The organism is Rhodococcus sp. NCIMB 12038 (assembly GCF_002165735.1).
Taxonomy (GTDB): domain Bacteria; phylum Actinomycetota; class Actinomycetes; order Mycobacteriales; family Mycobacteriaceae; genus Rhodococcus_F.
On sequence record NZ_NHML01000004.1, the window covers coordinates 182,986 to 202,403 of the forward strand.

The 19,418-nt window shown below is 63.8% G+C and carries 22 protein-coding genes; 5 read left to right on the forward strand and 17 right to left on the reverse strand.

Annotated elements, in window-relative coordinates:
- Positions 1-14: 14 nt before the first annotated feature.
- On the reverse strand, positions 15-332 hold the full coding sequence (locus CA951_RS44085; RefSeq protein WP_256973395.1) for a hypothetical protein: 318 nt from the start codon (positions 330-332) through the stop codon (positions 15-17).
- A 184-nt stretch (positions 333-516) separates the two neighbouring features.
- Here CA951_RS44085 and CA951_RS07035 point away from each other — a divergent pair, with 184 nt between their 5' ends.
- Positions 517-996 carry a hypothetical protein gene (locus CA951_RS07035; protein ID WP_087556161.1) on the forward strand — a complete coding sequence of 160 codons (480 nt, stop codon included), beginning with the start codon at positions 517-519 and terminating at the stop codon, positions 994-996.
- 428 nt (positions 997-1,424) lie between these two features.
- Here CA951_RS07035 and CA951_RS07040 read toward each other — a convergent pair whose 3' ends face one another.
- From CA951_RS07040 to CA951_RS07100, 12 genes are all read right to left on the reverse strand, one after another.
- On the reverse strand, positions 1,425-1,694 hold the full coding sequence (locus CA951_RS07040) for a hypothetical protein (RefSeq protein WP_143543027.1): 270 nt from the start codon (positions 1,692-1,694) through the stop codon (positions 1,425-1,427).
- Between the two features lie 24 nt (positions 1,695-1,718).
- Complete coding sequence (chrA, locus tag CA951_RS07045; RefSeq protein ID WP_087556163.1) at positions 1,719-3,122, reverse strand: chromate efflux transporter; 1,404 nt, start codon at positions 3,120-3,122, stop codon at positions 1,719-1,721.
- A gap of 58 nt (positions 3,123-3,180) precedes the next feature.
- The gene (locus tag CA951_RS07050) at positions 3,181-3,612 is read right to left on the reverse strand and encodes a chromate resistance protein ChrB domain-containing protein (RefSeq protein WP_087556164.1); all 432 of its coding nucleotides are present in this window, start codon (positions 3,610-3,612) and stop codon (positions 3,181-3,183) included.
- Positions 3,609-4,115: a Chromate resistance protein ChrB gene (locus CA951_RS07055; RefSeq protein WP_087556165.1), complete on the reverse strand. Its 507-nt coding sequence runs from the start codon at positions 4,113-4,115 to the stop codon at positions 3,609-3,611. The genes CA951_RS07050 and CA951_RS07055 overlap by 4 nt, the downstream gene beginning before the upstream one ends.
- A gap of 223 nt (positions 4,116-4,338) precedes the next feature.
- The gene (locus CA951_RS07060) at positions 4,339-5,139 is read right to left on the reverse strand and encodes a crotonase/enoyl-CoA hydratase family protein (RefSeq protein ID WP_087556166.1); all 801 of its coding nucleotides are present in this window, start codon (positions 5,137-5,139) and stop codon (positions 4,339-4,341) included.
- A gap of 331 nt (positions 5,140-5,470) precedes the next feature.
- Positions 5,471-5,671, reverse strand: a complete 201-nt coding sequence (locus CA951_RS07070; RefSeq protein ID WP_087556168.1) for a 4-oxalocrotonate tautomerase family protein — start codon at positions 5,669-5,671, stop codon at positions 5,471-5,473.
- A gap of 365 nt (positions 5,672-6,036) precedes the next feature.
- Entirely contained in the window at positions 6,037-6,261 is a 225-nt protein-coding gene (locus tag CA951_RS43320; RefSeq protein WP_087556169.1) for a hypothetical protein, read from the reverse strand.
- Positions 6,262-6,484: 223 nt separating this feature from the next.
- Positions 6,485-7,738: a CaiB/BaiF CoA-transferase family protein gene (locus tag CA951_RS07080; protein WP_087556170.1), complete on the reverse strand. Its 1,254-nt coding sequence runs from the start codon at positions 7,736-7,738 to the stop codon at positions 6,485-6,487.
- 114 nt (positions 7,739-7,852) lie between these two features.
- Positions 7,853-9,301 carry an aldehyde dehydrogenase gene (locus CA951_RS07085; protein WP_087556171.1) on the reverse strand — a complete coding sequence of 483 codons (1,449 nt, stop codon included), beginning with the start codon at positions 9,299-9,301 and terminating at the stop codon, positions 7,853-7,855.
- Between the two features lie 219 nt (positions 9,302-9,520).
- Complete coding sequence (locus CA951_RS07090) at positions 9,521-10,390, reverse strand: SMP-30/gluconolactonase/LRE family protein (RefSeq protein WP_087556172.1); 870 nt, start codon at positions 10,388-10,390, stop codon at positions 9,521-9,523.
- Positions 10,391-10,454: 64 nt separating this feature from the next.
- Positions 10,455-10,751 carry a Dabb family protein gene (locus CA951_RS07095; RefSeq protein WP_087556173.1) on the reverse strand — a complete coding sequence of 99 codons (297 nt, stop codon included), beginning with the start codon at positions 10,749-10,751 and terminating at the stop codon, positions 10,455-10,457.
- Positions 10,748-12,397 carry an NAD(P)/FAD-dependent oxidoreductase gene (locus CA951_RS07100; RefSeq protein ID WP_087556174.1) on the reverse strand — a complete coding sequence of 550 codons (1,650 nt, stop codon included), beginning with the start codon at positions 12,395-12,397 and terminating at the stop codon, positions 10,748-10,750. The genes CA951_RS07095 and CA951_RS07100 overlap by 4 nt, the downstream gene beginning before the upstream one ends.
- A 231-nt stretch (positions 12,398-12,628) precedes the next feature.
- On the opposite strand from CA951_RS07100, the gene CA951_RS07105 reads away from it, so the two are divergent.
- Positions 12,629-12,883 carry a hypothetical protein gene (locus CA951_RS07105; protein WP_143543028.1) on the forward strand — a complete coding sequence of 85 codons (255 nt, stop codon included), beginning with the start codon at positions 12,629-12,631 and terminating at the stop codon, positions 12,881-12,883.
- Positions 12,884-13,196: 313 nt separating this feature from the next.
- On the opposite strand, the gene CA951_RS45065 is transcribed toward CA951_RS07105, so the two are convergent.
- On the reverse strand, positions 13,197-13,688 hold the full coding sequence (locus CA951_RS45065) for a hypothetical protein (protein WP_373413542.1): 492 nt from the start codon (positions 13,686-13,688) through the stop codon (positions 13,197-13,199).
- Between the two features lie 75 nt (positions 13,689-13,763).
- Positions 13,764-14,531 carry an IclR family transcriptional regulator gene (locus tag CA951_RS07125; protein WP_087556177.1) on the reverse strand — a complete coding sequence of 256 codons (768 nt, stop codon included), beginning with the start codon at positions 14,529-14,531 and terminating at the stop codon, positions 13,764-13,766.
- A gap of 242 nt (positions 14,532-14,773) precedes the next feature.
- Between CA951_RS07125 and CA951_RS07130 the strand changes: the two genes are divergently transcribed.
- Positions 14,774-15,952 (forward strand): acyl-CoA dehydrogenase family protein, encoded by a 1,179-nt coding sequence (locus CA951_RS07130; protein WP_087556178.1) that lies wholly within the window; start codon positions 14,774-14,776, stop codon positions 15,950-15,952.
- The gene (locus tag CA951_RS07135) at positions 15,952-17,040 is read left to right on the forward strand and encodes an acyl-CoA dehydrogenase family protein (protein WP_087556179.1); all 1,089 of its coding nucleotides are present in this window, start codon (positions 15,952-15,954) and stop codon (positions 17,038-17,040) included. Before CA951_RS07130 ends, CA951_RS07135 begins: the two co-directional genes overlap by 1 nt.
- Positions 17,041-17,127: 87 nt before the next feature.
- On the opposite strand, the gene CA951_RS44100 is transcribed toward CA951_RS07135, so the two are convergent.
- A complete protein-coding gene (locus CA951_RS44100; RefSeq protein ID WP_256973401.1) occupies positions 17,128-17,259 on the reverse strand; it encodes a hypothetical protein in 132 nt (43 codons plus the stop codon).
- A gap of 329 nt (positions 17,260-17,588) precedes the next feature.
- Between CA951_RS44100 and CA951_RS07140 the strand changes: the two genes are divergently transcribed.
- Entirely contained in the window at positions 17,589-18,095 is a 507-nt protein-coding gene (locus tag CA951_RS07140; RefSeq protein WP_087556180.1) for a DUF664 domain-containing protein, read from the forward strand.
- On the opposite strand, the gene CA951_RS07145 is transcribed toward CA951_RS07140, so the two are convergent.
- Positions 18,080-19,312: an oxygenase MpaB family protein gene (locus tag CA951_RS07145; RefSeq protein WP_087556181.1), complete on the reverse strand. Its 1,233-nt coding sequence runs from the start codon at positions 19,310-19,312 to the stop codon at positions 18,080-18,082. The genes CA951_RS07140 and CA951_RS07145 overlap by 16 nt on opposite strands.
- Positions 19,313-19,418 lie beyond the last annotated feature (106 nt).

The following is a 19,418-nucleotide window of genomic DNA, read 5'->3' on the forward strand; positions in this document are numbered from 1 at the left end:
CACTTTCGCGACATTCAGCATGATTCTGCTGCTCTGATTTTCCCAATGCGGGAAACGGTGATGGGCAGGCCGCCAACGTTCTGGATGACCGAATCCAGCTCAGCAAGCTCCGCCCGCCGATCCAGGTGTGACGCGCTCATGAGGTCCAGGTCGTCGAACGCCAGGACGTCAAAGGGTGAGAATGTCACAGGGATTCGTCGTTGTAACGGCTTCGTCGCGTGTGCAATCCCCATGCGCCGCTGGAGCTGGCCGAACGAGTGCTTGCTGTGATCGAGTACGACGACCTCGCCGTCGAGAACGATGCGTCCGCGGCCGCAGAATGCCGCTGTCAACGCTTCGGCGATCTCGGGATTGAGGGTGTCACTACGAGCGCCTCGCGGACGTACGGCGCCGCTTCCTGTACCCGGGACCGCGCGCTGGATGACGGCGCCGCAGGTACGGTGTTCATCTCGGCCCGCGAATGCGCCACCATGGTCGGTATCCCTGACGAGGTGGCGGTTGTGGTCGTATCAAGGAATGACGTTCTTCCCGAAACCATCACGGCGAATGTGGACTGGCATCGTTGTTGCGGTTGTCGTGATCGGAGCGCTGGTTCTCTGGTTCGGTGGCCCTCGGCTCTACCACTGGTATGGCGCACGATCGGACGAGAAGGTCGCCGCGGAGCTGGCTACAGACCTGGGCCTGCACCTGACGGAGGACGACACCATCGTGTACGCCAAGTACTACGGTTCATTTCCCGACTCGTCCGCATACCTGGTTGTTGACTCGAACTCCGGTGCCCGCGCGAACGCCCTGCGTAATGATGCTGAGCTGACGTCATGTGGCCCCGCCACGGCCGGCGATGTGGGCCGGCCGCCTTCGGAATACAGTCCTAAACCTTCAGAGACCTGGGTCCATTGCGAGTCGCTGCGGCCCGGGCGGGGAGTGCTATCCGCGGTATGGGTTCCTGCGGTGGAACAAGGTCGGCGTAGCTACATCTGGGCAGGCCAGATGTGATAGCTGGGGATTGGTATGTCGTGCTGGAGGGGGATGTCCCTGGGGATTCCGACTCTGCTGCCGCAGGTCGAGCCGTACCCGACGTATCTCCCCCGGCGTGCGCGCGGTGTATCGGCTGGCCGATCGGATCATCCAAGAGCGCGACGGGAAGCGATGAGGTAAATCCGGCGAGGGGTACTGACGCTAGGCGGCCGGCACGAGAAACTTCACCTGGACGTTGTACGGGTAGGTGCCCGGGTTGTCCAACAAGGATTCGATGAGCGCATGACCATCCTCATCGATGTAGAGGATTTGAACTTCGAGACCCCTTGCGGGTCCAGCATCACCGTGTCACCGGTCGTCAAATGCGTGCGAGTTCCCGGATTCTGGTCATACATGACGATGAACTCGTGCGGGTTCGGTGTGCAAGCCCCCGATACCCACCGGGTTCACTCAAGGCCCACCGCCGCCCACGCCCCCGGATCGCCGGTCAGTAGGTGTCGATTCGATCGAGGGGGTGGCCCGAGCGATTCCGGCTGGGGTTTCGTGTCGGTTCGAGTTGGAGACTCGTCGGGGTTGTCGGCGCGGTGGTGTGCGGCGACGACGGCCATGCCCGCGAGGGGGGCGAGGATCGCGAGCACCACGAACAGGGGGAACTCGCCCTCATCCGATGCCCCGGCGGGGACGGCGAGCAGCACGGTGGACGAGAAAGCAATCAACACAAATACCTTTCGGACGCAGGGTCAGGCGATGGGGAGCCCGACCAGGCCGGCCGTGAGGCCGAGGAGGGCGCAGCCCTCGAGGGTGCGCAGCACGGACCAGTTCAATCGGTAAACCATCACCGCGGCGAGAACGCCGATGACCAGGGCGACCGGGCGGATCGTGCTCAGGTCGGGCACCAGCAGGTGGATCGGGCCCCAGTGCAGCAGGGAGGCGTCGGCGAAGAGGGTGTGGATGACGAAGTACAGGGCCAGGTTCGCTATCACTCCGACCACCGATGCGGTGATGCCGTTCAGCGCGGAGGTCACGTGGGTGTTGGTGCGGAGCCGCTCGACATAGGGAGCGCCGAGGAAGATGAACACGAAGCACGGCACGAACGTCACCCACGTGGTCAGAAGCGCGCCGAGCGTCGCGGCGACCCAGGGGTCGAGATCGCCCGGGTTGCGGTAGGCGCCGAGGAACGCGACGAACTGCACCACCATGATCAGCGGACCGGGTGTGGTCTCGGCCAGACCGAGACCACGGACCATCTCGCCGGGGGTGAGCCAGCCGTAGGTTTCCACTGCCTTCTGCGCGACGTAGGCGAGGACGGCGTAGGCGCCGCCGAAGGTGACCAACGCGGTGCCGGAGAAGAACAGACCCTGTTCGGTGAACACACTGTGCCGGCCGGTGAACACCACGACGGCGACCATCGGAACTGCCCACGCGATCAGGCCGACACCGAGGACGAGGACCGTGCGTCGCAGGCTGGGGGCGTCGGCGTGCAGGGCGTCGTCGGCGATCAGCGGCGGCGTCTCGTCGGTGTCCTTCTCGGGTTTGCTGCTGGTGTCGGCGCCATGCGTGCGTCGGCCGATGAGCCAGCCTGCGAACCCGGCCACGGTGATGACGATCGGGAACGGGACCGCGAACAAGGCCAGCGCGAGGAAGGCGCAGACCGCGATCGCCCAGTGGGCGGGCCGGGTCAGCGCCCGTTTCGAGACGCGGGTGACGGCCTGGACGACCACGGCGAGGACGGCGGGGGCGATGCCGGCGGAGATGGCCAGCACGACGGTGGTGGTGCCGAACGCGACGTAGATCGCGGCCAGTCCGAGCATCGCGATCATCCCGGGCAGCACGAACAGCACCCCGGCGATCAGGCCGCCGATGGTGCCGTTGAGCAGCCAGCCGGTGTAGATGGCGAGCTGCTGGGCTTCCGGGCCGGGCAGCAGCATGCAGTAGTTCAGGGCGTGCAGGAACCGTTTCTGCCCGATCCAACGTTTCTCGTCGACGAGGGTGCGTTGCATGACGGCGATCTGCCCGGCCGGTCCGCCGAAGGTCTGCAGGGAGATCAGGAACCACGCCCAGCTCGCCTTCCGCAACGGGATCAGATCCCGGCGGCGCGACGGGCTGGTCGCGGGCGTGTCGGTGGTGGGTTCGCTACTGCTCACGTCGGTCTCCGAAACATGAAAGTCAGGGCGGGGCAGGGTGGTCGGGCCGCACTCGGGGTCAGGACGGTTCGCGGCCGGACAGGACACGTTGGCGATGGAATTCGTAGAGCCCGTCGAAGATGCGGGTCGCCACCGCCAGTGTCTGATCGTCGGTGCCGGTCAACGACAGCCCGCGCAGCACCGAGTCCAGGCCGGGGGTTTCGGGGGCGTCGTAGCGGCCGTCGTCGATGTCGGCCTCGTGGACGATTTCGGCGAGCACCCACAGCACCGGGTCGGTGAGTTCGTAGCGGCGCAGGATCGTCTCGAAGCTGCAATCCCCGTGGTGATGCGACAATTCCACCCCGCGCATGTCGAACGCGGCCGCATCGTCCGGGACGTCCGCCGGATCGGCCACCCACAGGAACTCGGCATGCGGGTCGATGTTGCGGCGGATCAACCACGCACACGCGGCGCGGTCGATGTGGATCCCGGCGCGGGTCGCCCACCTCATTGCGGCACCTGCGTTTCCGCGGGCCGGCCGGCTAATTCCTTGAGCGCGGCCTCCGCCCCGTCGCGCTGCGCGGTGGGGAAGAAGGTGCGTTTTTCGATCTCCCGCATCCGGCGGTGCAGCTGGGTGAGCTTCCTGGTCCGTCCGTCGGTGTCGGGCAGTGAGCGTGCCGCTTCGGCGGCGTCGGTGATCTCGTCGTATTCGGCGGCGCGGTCCGCCGAGAGCTTCGCCCGCATCCGGTCCTGCTGGTTCTGGGTGGTGGGGGCGGCGGTCCACACCTCCGCCTGCCCGTCCGCCTCGACGATCTCCTCGGCCAACCACTCGAACTGCTCGCGGGTGCGGGCCGAGGCGGGCAGCACCACCACCCCGTCGGCGAGCTGGAACACCCCGTACTTGCGGAGTTTGCGCCACAACGCTATTCGCGGTGTCGACGGCTCACGGGGGATCCGGTAGGCGAGCATCACCCACTCGTCGAGACGCTGCTCGGGTGCCGGTATCCGTTCCACCCCCGTGATGTAACCACGGTTTCACTGCACTGTCTATCCGCGGGTTCGCGGGCCGTTGGGGCGACTTGGGCGGCGCGCACGTGAACGACTGCCTCCACGGCCAGCGCATGTCAGTGGCTCAGGCGATGATAGATCTGCTCGTTCGTGGTTCTCGTACTGAGCTCGCGGGCGGCTGAGCGGTCATTCTCCGGTAATACCGACCCAGCCTCGAGCGATTCAGGTGCTACTCACCTGTGAAGGAACCCGGACGCTTCTCCATGAACGCGCTGACGGCCTCCCGGTGGTCGGCGGTGTGATGGGACAGTGCTTGCATGGCAGCAGACAACTCGAGCAAACTATCGAGACTCAGATGCTGTGATTCACGCAAAAGCTTCTTGGCCATCCGCACCGAGTTCGGCGGATTGACCGCTACGCGTTCCGCCAGCCCGCGCGCCTCGTCGAGCAGCTGCTCCGGGGCGACGACCCGGGAGACCAGCCCCCATTCCAGTGCAGTCGCCGCGTCGACGCGGTCCCCGGTCAACGTCATCTCGGTGGCGCGGGCCGCGCCGATCGCGCGTGGCAGCAACCACGCTCCACCATCCCCGGGAATAATACCCAGCTTGACGAAGCTTTCTGCGAAAAAGGCCGTGGCGGAGGCGATCCGCATGTCACACATGAGCGCGAGATCGCAGCCGGCGCCGACTGCGGGGCCGTTCACTGCCGCAATCAGGGGGACGTCGCAGTTGTACATGGCCCGAGGTATACGTTGAATTCCCTTCCGATACCCCTCGCGCTGCTGGTGAGGCTTGCCTCCGAAGAGCCCGCGGCCTTCCGCCATGTCCTTCACGTTACCGCCGGCCGAGAACGCGGAACCGGCGCCCGTCACGATGACTGCTCTGGTCTCATGGCTGGCATTGACAGCGGCCACGCACGCTACGAGCGCGTCGATCACGTCCTCGCCGGAGATCGGGTTGCGTTCTTCGGGCAGATTAATTGTCCAGGTCTCGATAACACCGTCGCGCTGGACGAGAACGGGATCATCCATGAAAGTTGCTCCTTGTGTGAGGGTCAATCAGTCACGATGACTGACTTATAGTTGACGGTCCCGACTTCGGCTGCAGTCCGCAGGTTGTTCAGTATCGCCACGGCCGAGATCTCGGAATCAAGGACGGCAACGCCGACTACGCCGTTTCCGCAACATTTGATGGCATCGACGAGTTTCTCGACGTGGTGCCCTCCGCTCAGCAGGTGAGCGGAGGGCACCACGTCCAGTTGATCGAGGGCGCCGACCTTCAGTGAGAACCGAGGGTGGGTTCCGGCCTCTCGCGCGACCGAGGTGGCCGAACGAGAAGTCGGAGTCGCTCGCCGAAAGTCGGTCAGGCCGGCTTCAAGGCTCGTTCGGTCAGAGTCTCACCGCCGATGGCCCAATCGTCCTTCGACACTTCTTCGATCGTCACCCAGACACTTGCCGGTTTCGCTCCTGTCGCGTCCACGTATGCAGCAGTCAGCTTTTTCAATAGCTCACGCTTCGCTTCGGCGGATTGGCCGGGGGTCTGGGTCACATGCAACAGCGGCATAGCGTGCTCCTCGAGGGTTTTTGATGGGGAAAGGCACTCGACAAACCACTTCGCTAATCGAGATCAGTTGATCGGCGGGAACCGTGCCACGGCCAAGGGTAACAGCCTTGGGTATCGATTAAAAAGGTTGGGGTGCAACGAATATGATGATACAAAATTGGTTTGCCGTGTCACTTAGCTTGCAGTCGAGTAAGTTTCAGACAGTCATTTTTCATTGTAGATAAGATCATCTGTGGAATAACCGCGTTGATGACGCGTCGGTAGTGCGGTGCCAGGGACTAAAGCGCGCAGGTACGAACATGAGTCGTCTGAGCAATTGTGAAGCACCATTACGAGATTGGGCGTGACTCTATGATCGAACTCGATCACGACTGGCCGCGGCTTCTCGTGGTGGCCTCGACCGCCCCGCCGCACTGCGAGACGACGCCGAGAAGCTGCGGGAGGGGTGGCCGACGGCGCGACTTCTGCGAGTCGACGGGCTCGGGCAGGTCCGTCTCACGGAGAAGCATGTGCTGCTGGAACCGTACTCCGGCCGCTACTTCGAGCCTCCCGAGTATGCGGTGCTGCTCGGTGTCTTGGACGGGGACCACGAATGGGCAGTGTGGAACGACGAAGGTTTCAATGATCGCTTACTTTCAGACCGGTTCGATGGCTCGCTTGGATCGAGTTGGACAAGGCGTTCGCGCTGTGGGGTGGACCGCCGCTGGTGCTGCGGATGGACAACGGACCGGAGTTCGTATCCACTGTGCTGCAATCGGTATGCCGTTCTCGGAACGCTCCCGAATGACGGAATTCACGGGTGTCGCGGCCCCGCTACGCCGGCAATACCCCGGAGCCGCGTAGACACGCAACCTCGTTCTCGGAAAATCCGAGCTCGGCGAGAACATCATCGGTGTCGGCGCCGCGGTGGCGAGGGCCGAATCGCACCGAACCGGGGGACTCGGACAGCTTTACCGGTACGCCGACGCCTCGGTACCCGTCGCATTCGATCACCATTTTTCGGTGCCGCACCTGGGGAAGGTTGAGTGCCTCCCCGACGTTGTTCACGGCCCCCGAGGGAACACCGGCCAGTCGAAGTGCGGTGGCCAGGGCCTCGCGCTGCCAACCGCCGATGAGTCCGCCGAGGACCTTCCGCAGCTGTACTGCGTTCGCCATACGATCGGTATTCGTCCTGAACCGCGGGTCCTCGGCGAGCCCGGGCGCGTCCAACGCCTTGGCGAGCGAGCGGAACTGCCGGTCGTTGCCGGCACCAATGAAGAACGGTCCGTCACTGCAGACGAACGTCTCGTAAGGACAGATGGTGGGATGGGCGACGCCGGTGCGTTCCGGTGCGACGCCGGTAGCGAACCATTTGCCGGCGTGTGGGTGCAGGATCGACACCGCGCTGTCGAGCAGCGCGAGGTCGACAAGCTGCCCGCGCCCGGTCTCTCGCCGCACGTGCAGCGCCATGAGGATGCCGTTCATTGCATTGAGGCCGGTGATGATATCCACCAGCGGGATCCCGATCCGCATCGCCTCGCCGTCAGCTTCGCCGTTGATACTCATCAGCCCGGACAGTGCCTGAAGCACTGCGTCGTAGCCGGGCGCGCCACCAAGCGGCCCGTCGGTGCCGTACCCGGTGATCCGGCAGTGTATGAGGCGCGGGAACTCCGCGGCGAGTACGTCGTCGCCCAGGCCCCACCTCTCGAGCGTCCCGGCCTTGAAATTCTCGATCACGACGTCGGCCTCGGCGAGCATTCGGCGCAGGAGTTGCTGTCCTTCCTCGATTCGTAGGTCGACGCTGATGTTGCGCTTGTTGCGGTTGAGCCCGTCGAAGTACGTGCTGTGGTCTTCTCTGACGAACGGCGGGCCCCAACCGCGGGTTTCGTCGCCAGCTGGTGGCTCTACTTTCGTTACGTCCGCACCGTGGTCGGCGAGCATCTGCCCGCACAGTGGTCCGGCGAGCACCCGCGACAGGTCGACGACGCGAATGTCTGTGAGCGCGCCAGTCCGCGGAGGCAGCGCGGCTGAATTGGAAGAGGCGTCCCAGGCGTCGGCCGAAAGGGCGTTGATTGTCGAGTTGGTCATGGCTGCTCATTCTGGTGGGTATTGACGGGTCGGGCCGGCCGAGGGGGAAGGTAAATCATGAAGCCTCTAGGCATCCAATTGAACAGGGAGTAGGGTCGGAAGGCTCCGAGGCGACTAGACATAGATGGACCTGTATTCAAGATAGTAATCCAGCGCCTCGGGGCCGAATTCCCGCCCAATTCCGCTGTGCTTCACGCCACCGAAGGGGGAGCCCATGTCTATCGAAAAATAATTGATCCCCATTGTGCCAGATCTGATACGTGACGCGATATCTAGGCCATGCTCGTGATCCTCAGTAAAGACGACCCCGCCCAAACCGAAGACGGTGTCATTTGCGATACGAACGGCCTCATCCTCGGACCCGTACGGGATAACGGAGATGACAGGACCGAATATCTCCTCCTGTGCCAGTCGACTGTTATTGTCCACGCCTCCAAAAATAGTAGGCGAAACAAACCACCCTCGCGTCAGCCCATCAGGCGGCTCGGCGCCGCCACGGACAAGCTGGAATCCCTCAGACTCCCCGAGCCGGATATAGTTTCTAACTCGCTCTCGGTGTTGATCGCTCACCATCGGGCCCAAAGTGACCGCGTCGTCAAGCGGGTCCCCCATCGCCAGATCATCCACGTAGGCAGCCAGGACATCTAGAACTTCCCGGGAACGACCGTGGGGAACCAAGATACGGGAGTTTGTGGTGCACGTCTGCCCCCCGTTCTTGAACACAGCGTCGTCCAGGCTCCTAGCGAAGACATCCAGATCCGCATCAGGGAGCACAACGGCCGCCGACTTGCCACCGAGCTCAAGCGATACCCTTTTAAGGGACCGACCTGCCGCCTCGCCAATCGCCTGCCCTGCCGCCGTTGAACCGGTAAATGCAATCTTGTCCACACCCGGATGGGCCACAAGAGCCTCGCCCGCGCGAACGCCACCAGCAACAATGTTGAGGACTCCAGGCGGCAGGCCGGCATCTTCCGCTGCTTCCCCGAGCACGTAGGCGTCAAGCGCAGTTTCGGGGGCTGGTTTCAAAACGATAGTGCACCCAGCGGCGAGAGCCGGAGCGATCTTTGCCATAGCCAGCAACTGAGGATAGTTCCACGCAACGATTGCACCGACAACACCGACTGGCTCTTGCCGCACAATGGTGTGCCCCTTCTTGCTGGGACGGCGAGTCTCAAAAGTCTGTGCCTCGGCGAGCTCAGCCATTGAACGCAGTATCGCTACCGGGGCCGCAGCGTTACTGATAATCGATAAAGGCCTAATCATGCCATTCTGCTGACTGACCAAGCGCGCGGTGGATTCTCCTCGGCGCTCGAGGCTATCGGCAAACCGCCGCATAGTCTCGGCCCGTTCGTGCGGGGTGGAACGCCCCCAGGGGCCGTTGTCGAGTGCCGTCCGCGCGGCCAAAACAGCATCGTCAATCTCCGACGGACCACCCATTGCGGCAACGCCCAGCGGCCGCTCGGTTGCAGCTTCTGCAATAGTAAATAATTCTGGGTCGACAGCCTCTCGCCACTGACCGTTAATATAGAAGTGTCTGCGGTCGGCGCCACCGGCTGGGGGCATAATGTAACCTCTCTAAAGTGGTCATATACCTTGTCTTCCAAGGTTGCTTACGAAAGACGATTACGGTCAATACGCTGCCGCAGCCAAACGAAGGGCAAAGCGCTCGAGCGTCTACAGTTGACGCGAATGACTAGATGACTCGGCACCGGACCGATCGGTCCGTCTCGGGCCCGATCGAACTCCGTACGGACGGCCCACATCTAGGGAGATCAAGCCGGCCTACTGTGCGACGCCACGTCGATTCACCTGCGCGGTGCGGACGGTGCCTTGTGACTTACCTTCGCCGAACTGCTCGAGAGTGGTCGCATTGCAAAACATGTACAGCACATCCAGGTCTGATCCGCCGAACGTGCACGCAACAGCCCAGGCGTCAGGCACGAGAACGGAATCGGTGATCTCGCCGCTCTCCTCAACGCGATAGAAACCGCTCTCCGGACCGTTGGTCAGGCCATTGCCGAACCAGACGCCACCTTCGGTGTCCAGTGCAATCCCGTCAGGGTGCATGCTCTCGTCGAGTTGTGCCCACACTCGGAAATTAGTCAGAGAACCATCGGCGTTTACGTCAAAAGCATCAATCCGGTGACCGAAAGTCTCCGCGAGGAGCAAAGTTCGACCGTCTGCACTGAGAGCAGCTCCGTTCGGGAATACCGCATCGCCTTCAACTCTGCTTACGTTGCCCTCGGGTGTTACGTGGGCCAACGTTGTTGCCTTCGGATCCTCAGCTCCAAGGTCAAAGCCGAAGTTACCGATGTAGGCATGTCCGGTCGGCGATACCAGCATGTCGTTTGCCATTCCGCGGGCGATATGCGCGATATCGGCGTACTCGCTGACGGATCCGTCTGACGCGATTCGCACAACCTTCTTCTTCGTCGGATCCAAAAGGACCACTAAGACCGATCCATCCTGTAGGAAACCGAGCCCAGACGGTGACTCGTCGAGCGTCGCGAATGCAGTGTGACTGCCGTCCTCTTCGAAATGAAGGACGTGCTTGCCAAAAAAGTCGCTGGCCCATAGTCGACCATCGTGCCAGCGTGGTGCTTCGAGGTAGCCATGCCCACTGGATATTGTCTGCAGCGAATGGTTCTTCATTGCCTGCCCTTTCGGTGGTAGATATGGCGATTGCAGCTTCGAGTTAACGCGTCCTAGGCGCTAGTCACGCCTCAAATTGCACTACGGTGTATTTCGCCGCGAACTTGGAGAGGAGCTCCTTTGCGCGAATATGAGCAGGATGCACGTCGTACTCGGCGTATCCTGTTGGATCATGAAACGCAGCGGAAATCCCGTAGTCGCTGCTCACGTCGCGCGAACTGTTGTCTCTTCCATGAGCGTAGGCATGTAGTAGTTCTGTACATTCGGCGGACAGCTGATCAAGCGCAATTGCGAAAGCCGATATATTCGAGTCATCGATCGGCCGGGTCCAAGATATAGCGACCAAGTGATGAAAAGTCATGACACGGTCAGCCCATCGGTATATCCGGACTCCTTTTCCTTCTGCCAGAACTGCAAGTATGTCGGAACGCCGTTTAGATACTGCAGCATCTGCATTTTCTTGCCCGGAATGTTGCCCCCGTTATACCAAGACTTCGCCCGATTGAATAGCGCCGCGTCGTCGGTCTCGTTGATGTGCGCGGTCCAAGCTTTGTCCGCTTCAACTGTCGATTCGAAACGGGTGAGTCCGTGTGACCGAAGAAATTCGAAAAAGTCGACCATGACCTCGCCCTGAAGCTCGGCGTTCGTGGACCCGTTCGCAAATGCAGCAGGACTCTGGGGGCCATAGACGAAAATGGCGTTCGGGAACCCGGCTGTGACTGCTCCGAGGTACGCGTCTACGCCCTGGCTCCATTTGTCACGTAAAGTGACGCCATTCGCGTTCTGAACGTGGATCGAGGTTAGTGCGCCGGTGTTGTTGTCGAAGCCTGTAGCGAGAACGATAATGTCAAACTCGCCGTGCTCGACTCCGTCGGCTGTGCGAATCCCATTTTCGGTGAATCCGACGATCGGGGTCTCTTTGGTGGAGACAAGAGAGACGTTCGTCTGATTCATCACCTCATAATAGTTTTGATGGAGGGCCGGCCGCTTGGCTCCGAAGGGATGAGGCGCGATTTCTGGGACCAGCAGCTCTGCTTTGACTGGGTCTTTGATCTGGGGCTTGATCTTGTTCTTCCAGAACTCATATGTCAGCGCATTTGTTTCGTCATTGAATAGATAGTCCGAGAAATTTCCCAGCCAGAATGCGAATCCGCCCTGATTCCAAAGGCGCTCAAAGACAGCATTGCGCTCGTCCTCTGGGGTTTCGACACCGCTCCGGGGGTCGAAGTCGTAGTCGATCGCTGCGTGGGTTTCGCGACATTTCGCGGCAACTTCGGGCATTTTGTTCTTGAGGGCAGCTTGTTCCTCATCATCCAAGTACTTCTGTTGCATAGGCAATGAAATATTCGGAGTGCGCTGGAAAACCGTGAGGGTTTCGACTACTGGGCCTGCTTCCTGCACTACCTGAACAGCGCTTGCGCCAGTTCCGATAATCGCGACGCGCTTTCCCGTCATGTCCAGATCGGAACGCCATCGGGCGGTATGAACCAGTTCTCCTTGGTACGCATCCATATCTGGGATGGATGGTGTGTAGGGTTCCGTGGTCGACCCTGTCGCGAACACCACAAACCTTGCCCGGAAAGTGGCTCCGTCCTGTGTTTCGAGGTTCCACATCCGCTGCTCTTCGTCGAACGTCGCGCTCACGACCTTAGTGTTGAATCGACTGTCCTTGCTCAGGTCCAGTTTGGAATCAACATAATTGAAATAGCTACGCATTTCCTCATGGTCGGGGAACATCTGCGTGAAGTCCCAATCCTTCCAGAGGTATTCGTCGGTGAACTGATATACCGGTGCGTGGCTGTCCACCCTTGCTCCCGGATAGCGATTGAGGCTCCATGCCCCGCCGAAACCGCCACTGGCTTCAAGCAGGATCACAGAGAATCCCCGGTCCCGAAGATGGCGTAGCTGATAAATGCCACCGAAACCACCACCGACAACGATGACGTCATAGGTAGGTGTTTCTGCAGACTGTGCCGGGTCGTTCTTTGGAGCGTGGATTGCGGTCATCGTTTTGGACCTTTCGAACGCTGAGAGGGGGCAGGGTTGCCGCTCGCTCTAGCCCTCTGATCAGAGGTGATGAGAGGGCCGAGAAGCTGGAGGGAGCGAGACCTGGAACCTGTGTGGCTGCGACCAGGTCTCGTTTTGGGATGTGGTGTACACCATAGGCTTCAGGCTTCAAGTCCGCAACTAAAGAGAAAAATTCATAACTACGTAAAATATGGCCGCTTCGCTAGTGTTTTGGTGCTGCGGCCGCGCGGCGCAAACGGGTTATGGCTGGAGCGGCGCACGATGGGCGGGTATGCCTCGATCGACTCGCGGGTGCGGTGGAAGACCGGTCTGGCCTTCAGTTCCGACATGGCGAGGCGGAAGAATTTGCTCGACTTTCCGCAGGTTGTGATAGGCGGCCACGACCGCCTTTCCGACCATCACGGTCGGCTCGATGTCGGTGACGTAGCCCTTGTGGCCGGCGGGCTGGCGGGCCCGCTCGATTGATGCCTCATCCAGGATGACGCGGTCGATCTGCGCGTTGGCGGTGCGCCGGTCGCGTTGGGCGCTTTGCCACTTTTAGTGCCACACCACCCTGCGGTCGCGCCGGTCAGGGCCCTGGCCCATCGAGCGGGTCAGCTCCGCGGCGTCACCTTCGGCGATAGTGTTACCGCGGCGGCCGAAACGATCCTCGAGTTCCCTGGGGGCCTTGGAGGTTCGGGAGGCGACGATGAACGACGGCCCCGCAGGTTGGCGTTGATCGTGTTTCAAGGGGTGCCTGGACGCCGATGTCTTCGAGCGCCCGATCGTGTCGAGTTTGCTATTCGGCTCGATCAGTCGGGCGCATACTAGCGACTTTAGTTGTCTCATCGCCGATCTCATCGAACCCCAGCGCCGAGTACGTCCCGGTCAGGCCCCACAGGACCTCGCTGGAGTGCGAGCGCACCACCGCATCCCAGCCCGCGCGGATCTGCGACTCCGGCTCCAGCTCCAGCTCGAGACGCGTCTGATCAGCGTCGATCCTGTCCCTGGTCACCGCCGTCAACGTCGTGAGATCGCCCTCGGTATAAGCGAACCCGATGTGCTCGACTAACCTGCGGGTCGCTCGCCCCGGGCGTTCCTCGCCGTACCGGGAATGCCGCCAGTGGCACGAAGCTCTCCTGTTGCGGGAGTCCCAGCACCAGCCGTTGGAGTCACTGCTCTCGAGCTGTCGGCCGCTCTGTGGGCGCTCGCGCATCACACCGAGGTTCACCGTGAGGCGCTGGCGGCGTTCGCGGGCAAACGCGCCAACAAGTATCAGGGGCGTTGACACGGGAGATCGCGTTCGTCCTACATCTGTGAGAACGTTCGTGCACTCGGCATTTGCACGGAGTCGCGCGCCTAGAGGTCAGCGAAAGCCCCACTCCTCGGCGTGCCGGAGACATATCTCAGCGAGCTCGTCGCGTCGCTCGATGATCGTCTCACGAACGCCGACCACACCGAGTGTGGCGATGGTTCGGCCGCGTTCCCGGAGAGCCACCGACACGCCGTCACCGCGTTCGACAGCCACGCCCGGGGCTGCACACACGCCGGTGGCCCGTAGTGCCTCTAGGGCGTAGAGGAACTGCTCGATGTAATCGGCGTCGGCCACTGGGCGGGAGTTGAGGTAGGCCCAGATGTCGCGCTGCTCGCGGTCGGCCAGTAGCAGCCACCCCGCGGACGTGCGCAGCAGGGAGCGCCGCAGGCGGTTCTCTGCCAGGTACGCGTACTCCGGTTCAGAGGAGACATGGTCAACGTAGAACAGGTCGTCGCCCACCGAGGTGGACAGCGCGATGGTCAGTCCGGCCTCGGCGTGCACTTGCTGGAGCTGTTCGTGACTTATCGACGTGACAGGGGGGCGTCCGGCGATGACGTTGAGCAGGTAGGGAGCTGTACCGAGGGTGTAGATACGGTCGCGCTCGTCGAGGTAGCCGACGGCGACGAGACCGTTGAGCAGCCCATGCACCGAACTCACCGGGGCGTTGAGAGCCTTTGCCACGGCTGTGAGGGTGAGACCGGCACCGGACCGGGCGACGAGTTCGAGGATTGCCGCGACCCGGTCGATCATGCGATGGCGGGGACGCTCGGGGACCTGCTCGAAAGGTACGGCTCCGGCGGCCGGAGAAGTTTCCGTCATTGCGAAAGCGTAGCAATGGCCTCCGCGCTCAACGGATAGCGTATATACGTAATCTGCTTCACTATTGTGTATCTAGGGCGTTTCTGTGACACTTGCCAAGTGATGCGGGGCGTCCTCCTCGGCAGGGCGACCCCGCGGTCTGGACTGACCCTTGATTTGACTGTGCGCACTCTCCGAACAGCGGCACAGTCGACCCCCCGATCGCCCGGGCGCCGCCCGGGCAGGACTCATCAGGAGGCCCCATGAGTTCGACTCTCGCGCCACCGACCACGGTGGCGACCGATGAAATGAACGCCCTGCGTGCCGAAGTGCGCGCGTTTCTCGCCGAGGAGGTCGACGCCGGGCGGCTCATACCCTGGATCGACACCTGGCTCACCCGCTGGGACGAGGACTTCACCCGACGCCTCGCCGAACGCGGCTGGGTCGGGATGACGATCCCCACTGAGTTCGGTGGCCGCGGCCGAACCCACCTCGAGCGCTTCGTCGTCACCGAGGAACTGCTCTCCGTGGGCGCCCCTGTCGCCGCGCAGTGGGTCGCCGACCGACAGATCGCCCCGTCCCTGCTTCGCTACGGTACCGAGGAGCAGAAGCACGAGTACCTGCCCCGCATCGCCGCCGGCGAGTGCTGCTTCGGCATCGGCATGTCCGAACCGGACTCCGGCTCCGACCTGGCCAGTGTCCGCACCAAGGGCGTTCAGGTCGACGGCGGCTGGCGGATCACCGGGACCAAGGTGTGGACCTCCGGGGCCCAGCACGCGGAGGCCTTCATCGCGCTGTGCCGCACCGAACCGCTCGACACCTCGTACCGTCACGCGGGTCTGAGTCAGGTCATCGTCGACCTGCGCAGCGAGGGCGTCACCATCCGGCCGATCGTCTCCCTCTCGGGGGATCACCACTTCAACGAGGTCGTGCTCGAGGACGTTTTCGTGGCGGACTCAATGGTCTTCGGCACCCCCGGAAACGGTTGGGAACAGGTCAACTCCGAGCTCGCCTTCGAGCGCAGCGGCCCTGAACGGTTCCTCTCCTCGTTCCGCCTGCTCGCCGCGGAGATCGGTGCGATCTCCACCGGAGCCCTGCCCGAGCGCAGCGACCTCGGCCGGACCGTGGCCCGGATGGCCGGACTGCACAACCTCAGCCAGAACATCGCCGGCGCGCTGCAGCGCGGTGAACCCGCCGACACCCCGGCAGCCCTCGTCAAGCTGCTCGGCACCGCCACCGAGGGTGACATCGTCGACACCGTCTCCACCCGGCTCGGCGACGAGCTTGCACCCAATTTCGCCGGCACGAACGGCACCGCCGCGGTCGCCGAGATCCACGGCCTGCTGCGCGCGGGCCTCCACCAGCGCCCGGGCTTCACGCTCCGCGGCGGCACCAACGAGATTCTGCGCGGCGTCATCGCGCGGGGACTGGGGATGCGCTGATGACCACCGCCACGACCGTCGACCTCTCCGTCGACGAGGACCTGCAGACGATGCTCTCCGACGTCGTCTCCGGTTTCTCGGGCCCCGACGTCCGGCACGACGCCGACGCCGTGTGGTCGACTCTGCGGGAGGTCGGCGTCGCCCGGCTCACCGCACCCGAGGACGCCGGGGGCAGCGGAGCCGGGTGGGCCGAAGCCGCCGCGCTCCTGCGCACCGCGGCTGCCGCCGGTGTGGCCGTCCCGTACGCCGAGACTGACCTGCTGGCCGGGCCGCTCCGGCGCGCCGCCGGGATCGACGACTCGTCCGACTCCACCGCCACCGTCGCGCTGCTCGATTCCTCGGGGACCGCGCACGGTGTCCCGTGGGCCGGTGCCACCGCCACCGTCGTGTGCGTGCGCCCCGCCGGCGATACCCACGAGCTCGCGGACGTGCCAACCGACCGGTTGACGATCACGACCATTGAGGGCATCTCGGCAGTGCCGACCGGCTCTGTCACCGTCGGTGAGGGCGTCTCCTGGTCACCCGTACCCACCGCGGCCGTCGAGGCGTACGTCCTGCGCGGCGCGCTCGCCCGTGCATTGCAGTGCGTCGGCGCGATGGACGGCATGCTCGCCTCGGCGATTGAGCACACCACCGCCCGCAGCCAGTTCGGTCGCGCCCTGGCGAAGTTCCAGTCCGTGCAGAACCTCGTCGTCGACATCGCCGCCGAGTCCGTGCTGGCCCGCGCTGCCGTGGACACCGCGCTCGCCGACGCCCTCACCGACGACCTCGACGGCGAGCTGTCCCAGTTCCGCGTCGCGGTCGCGCGCAGCGTCGTTTCGCAGGCCCTGGCCGTGGCGGTGCGCAACGTCCACCAGGTGCACGGCGCGATCGGGACGACCCACGAGCACACCCTGCACCGGGTCACCCTTCCCGCCCTGCAGTGGCGCGGCGAGTTCGGGGCACCGGCGTTCTGGGAGGGGTTCCTCTCCCGCGCGGCCATTGTCGGCGGCATGGACGGTGCGTGGCCGATAGTCGCCGAGGGCGCCCGCGTCGAGGGCGCCGCGAGCCGGTACCTCGACGCCGTAATCGCAAGGTCCGTGTCATGAAAACGGAACCGCCACGATCTCTTCCGCAGCCGAGCCTTCAGCTCCCTACTCGAGGCTGCACACAGAAGCCGACCACAGCCGACACCCTCACACCTCCGCCCAGTCCGCCCACACCGAACCGATCCACCACCGCGGCAGCCGCGACATCGATCGCCACCACGTCACCACACCCGGTGCCGGGGTTGCCTTCTGGATCTGCACATCGACCCCCGCGGACACGGCGACAGCGGGCTTACACGTCGAAGATCAACGACACGCCGATCAGTGGGAAAACCTCAGGCAGCAGCACGAAACTCCGGAAAGGAACCTGTGCTCGTTCCATATCCCTCGCCGCCGTCGCCGGCCCACAATCTTGGGGGTACCTCCCGCTCGCGGGGGCGATCTCGCGTTCTCCGGAAGCCGTGACGCTCGGCGGTTCGGATCGTCACCGGCGTAGCCCGGCCGTGGTCGTCAGCGGCCGCCCGGGGTACTGGGGACATGTCGTGCCGGTTCTGTGAGCCCGAGGGGGTCATAGTGGAACGTGATGTGCACACGACGAAAGGAAGATCGTGGACCATAGCGCGCTGTTGACCGACGCCTTCGATCGCATTCAGGAGACCGTGCATTCGACGCTGGCCGATCTGCCCCCGGACGCCCTGACGTTCCGGGTGGACGCGGACGCGAACACCATCGCCTGGCTGATCTGGCACCTCACGCGGGTGCAGGACGATCACGTCGCCGGGGTCGCGGGCACCGAGCAGGTGTGGACGTCCGGCGGGTGGGTGGAGCGATTCGGCCTGCCGTTCCGGGTCGCCGACATCGGCTACGGGCAGTCGTCGGACGAGGTGGCGAAGGTGCGGTCCGGGGCCGACCTGTTGCGGGAGTACCACGACGCCGTGCACGATCGCACGGTCGATTACGTCCAGACGATCGGCACGGACGACCTCGACCGGATCGTCGACGAGAATTGGGATCCGCCGGTCACTCTCGGGGTTCGCTTGGTCAGCGTCGTCTCCGACGATCTTCAGCACGCCGGGCAGGCGGCGTACGTGCGCGGCATCTACGAGCGTCGCTGAGTCCGCGTCGGCGTCTCGTTCGCGGCCAGCCACGCCTCCACTCGCTGACGGGACCGCCGGCCGACGCGGTCCCGCATGGCCGGACTCACCCGCGCCGCACCGTGCATCGTCCCGTTCCCGGCGAGTGCCAGCGGAACGAACCAGGCAGGCACGACCGGCAGTCCGAGTTCCTGCATGCCCCTCTTGCCGGAGAACATCCGCTGAATGCTGAGCAGGCGCTGGCGGTTGAGCCGGCGTCGCAGGGCCTCCGCGCGCGGGTAGTGGAACGTGCCCCACGACTTCTGCAGTGAGTCGGCCAGCACCCGGGAGTTGTCGTCGGGGCCGGGCGCGAACATCCCGATCTGGCACATGTTGCGGCGCCCGGTGTTCTCGTCGTCGACGAGCCAGTGGTCGTCGATGCCCATCAGCCAGCCGATGTACCGCCACAGGTGCATGACGTCGGCGCCCTCGTCGGCGGACACCCACACGCCCAGCGACCGGAGGCCGACGAGGAACGTCGTCGAGAAGAGGGCGAGCGTGCCCGCCTGATCCGACTGGTTGATCGGCATGCCCCAGTCGGACACGTCCCAGTCCTCGTCCTGCAGCAGCGTCAGATTGACGAATGCGTGCATCAGCCGGACGTGGACGGACAATTGCCAGCCGCGGCGGTCGCGGTCCAGGCCGCCCGGCAGGACGCACTCGTACCACCACCGCACGGTCTCGGCGACCCGCTGACCGGCGCCGTCCCCGACGAGCCTGCCGGTGGCCACGAGTTGGCGGGACGTGGCGGCGCTGCGGTAGCCGTTCATCAGCGAACCGGTCGCGAGGAGGTCGAGTCCGGTCATCCCGCTGCGCAGGCAGACGGCGGCCCCGCGTTCGAGGCGACGGTCGTCGACCCACGGCGGCCGGTGGTCCACTGCTTCGAAGAACGCGGCCAGTGGCGGCGCGGGGTCGGGCACACTGCCGATGCCGTCGGACAGTGCCCGGGAGAACTGGGCCATCGTCACGGTCTTGTCGACGAGCACCGCCCGCGCGAGTGCGGCACCGATCTCGTCCTGACTCACGACCGCCCGGGCGTGGAGTTCCCGCTCCGCCGCGGTGGGCGTCGGATCGCCGTGCACGAACCGCGACAGCGTCCGCATCGAGCGGCGACCCCACTCCGAGTCCATGTCGAAGCGTCGCGGCGGCGTGAAATCGGAGAAGCCGGGGGCGGATTCCCGAGACTGGGTTTCTGTCATTTTCGAGGTACTCGATTCGGTCGTCGAGAGGGACGTCCTGGTGGCTCAGCCCCCGCTCGAGTTGCTGTGAGTTACAGTTCACTCCACCGGATCGGACGGGTACAAG

Bases quoted from the DNA above. Each gene is read 5' to 3' on its own strand.
- CA951_RS07035 (WP_087556161.1), top strand. From the start codon at position 517: ATGACGTTCTTCCCGAAACCATCACGGCGAATGTGGACTGGCATCGTT.
- CA951_RS07050 (WP_087556164.1), bottom strand. From the start codon at position 3,612: ATGAGGTGGGCGACCCGCGCCGGGATCCACATCGACCGCGCCGCGTGT.
- CA951_RS07060 (WP_087556166.1), bottom strand. From the start codon at position 5,139: ATGGATGATCCCGTTCTCGTCCAGCGCGACGGTGTTATCGAGACCTGG.
- CA951_RS07070 (WP_087556168.1), bottom strand. From the start codon at position 5,671: ATGCCGCTGTTGCATGTGACCCAGACCCCCGGCCAATCCGCCGAAGCG.
- CA951_RS07080 (WP_087556170.1), bottom strand. From the start codon at position 7,738: ATGACCAACTCGACAATCAACGCCCTTTCGGCCGACGCCTGGGACGCC.
- CA951_RS07085 (WP_087556171.1), bottom strand. From the start codon at position 9,301: ATGCCCCCAGCCGGTGGCGCCGACCGCAGACACTTCTATATTAACGGT.
- CA951_RS07090 (WP_087556172.1), bottom strand. From the start codon at position 10,390: ATGAAGAACCATTCGCTGCAGACAATATCCAGTGGGCATGGCTACCTC.
- CA951_RS07095 (WP_087556173.1), bottom strand. From the start codon at position 10,751: ATGACTTTTCATCACTTGGTCGCTATATCTTGGACCCGGCCGATCGAT.
- CA951_RS07100 (WP_087556174.1), bottom strand. From the start codon at position 12,397: ATGACCGCAATCCACGCTCCAAAGAACGACCCGGCACAGTCTGCAGAA.
- CA951_RS07125 (WP_087556177.1), bottom strand. From the start codon at position 14,531: ATGACGGAAACTTCTCCGGCCGCCGGAGCCGTACCTTTCGAGCAGGTC.
- CA951_RS07130 (WP_087556178.1), top strand. From the start codon at position 14,774: ATGAGTTCGACTCTCGCGCCACCGACCACGGTGGCGACCGATGAAATG.
- CA951_RS07135 (WP_087556179.1), top strand. From the start codon at position 15,952: ATGACCACCGCCACGACCGTCGACCTCTCCGTCGACGAGGACCTGCAG.
- CA951_RS07145 (WP_087556181.1), bottom strand. From the start codon at position 19,312: ATGACAGAAACCCAGTCTCGGGAATCCGCCCCCGGCTTCTCCGATTTC.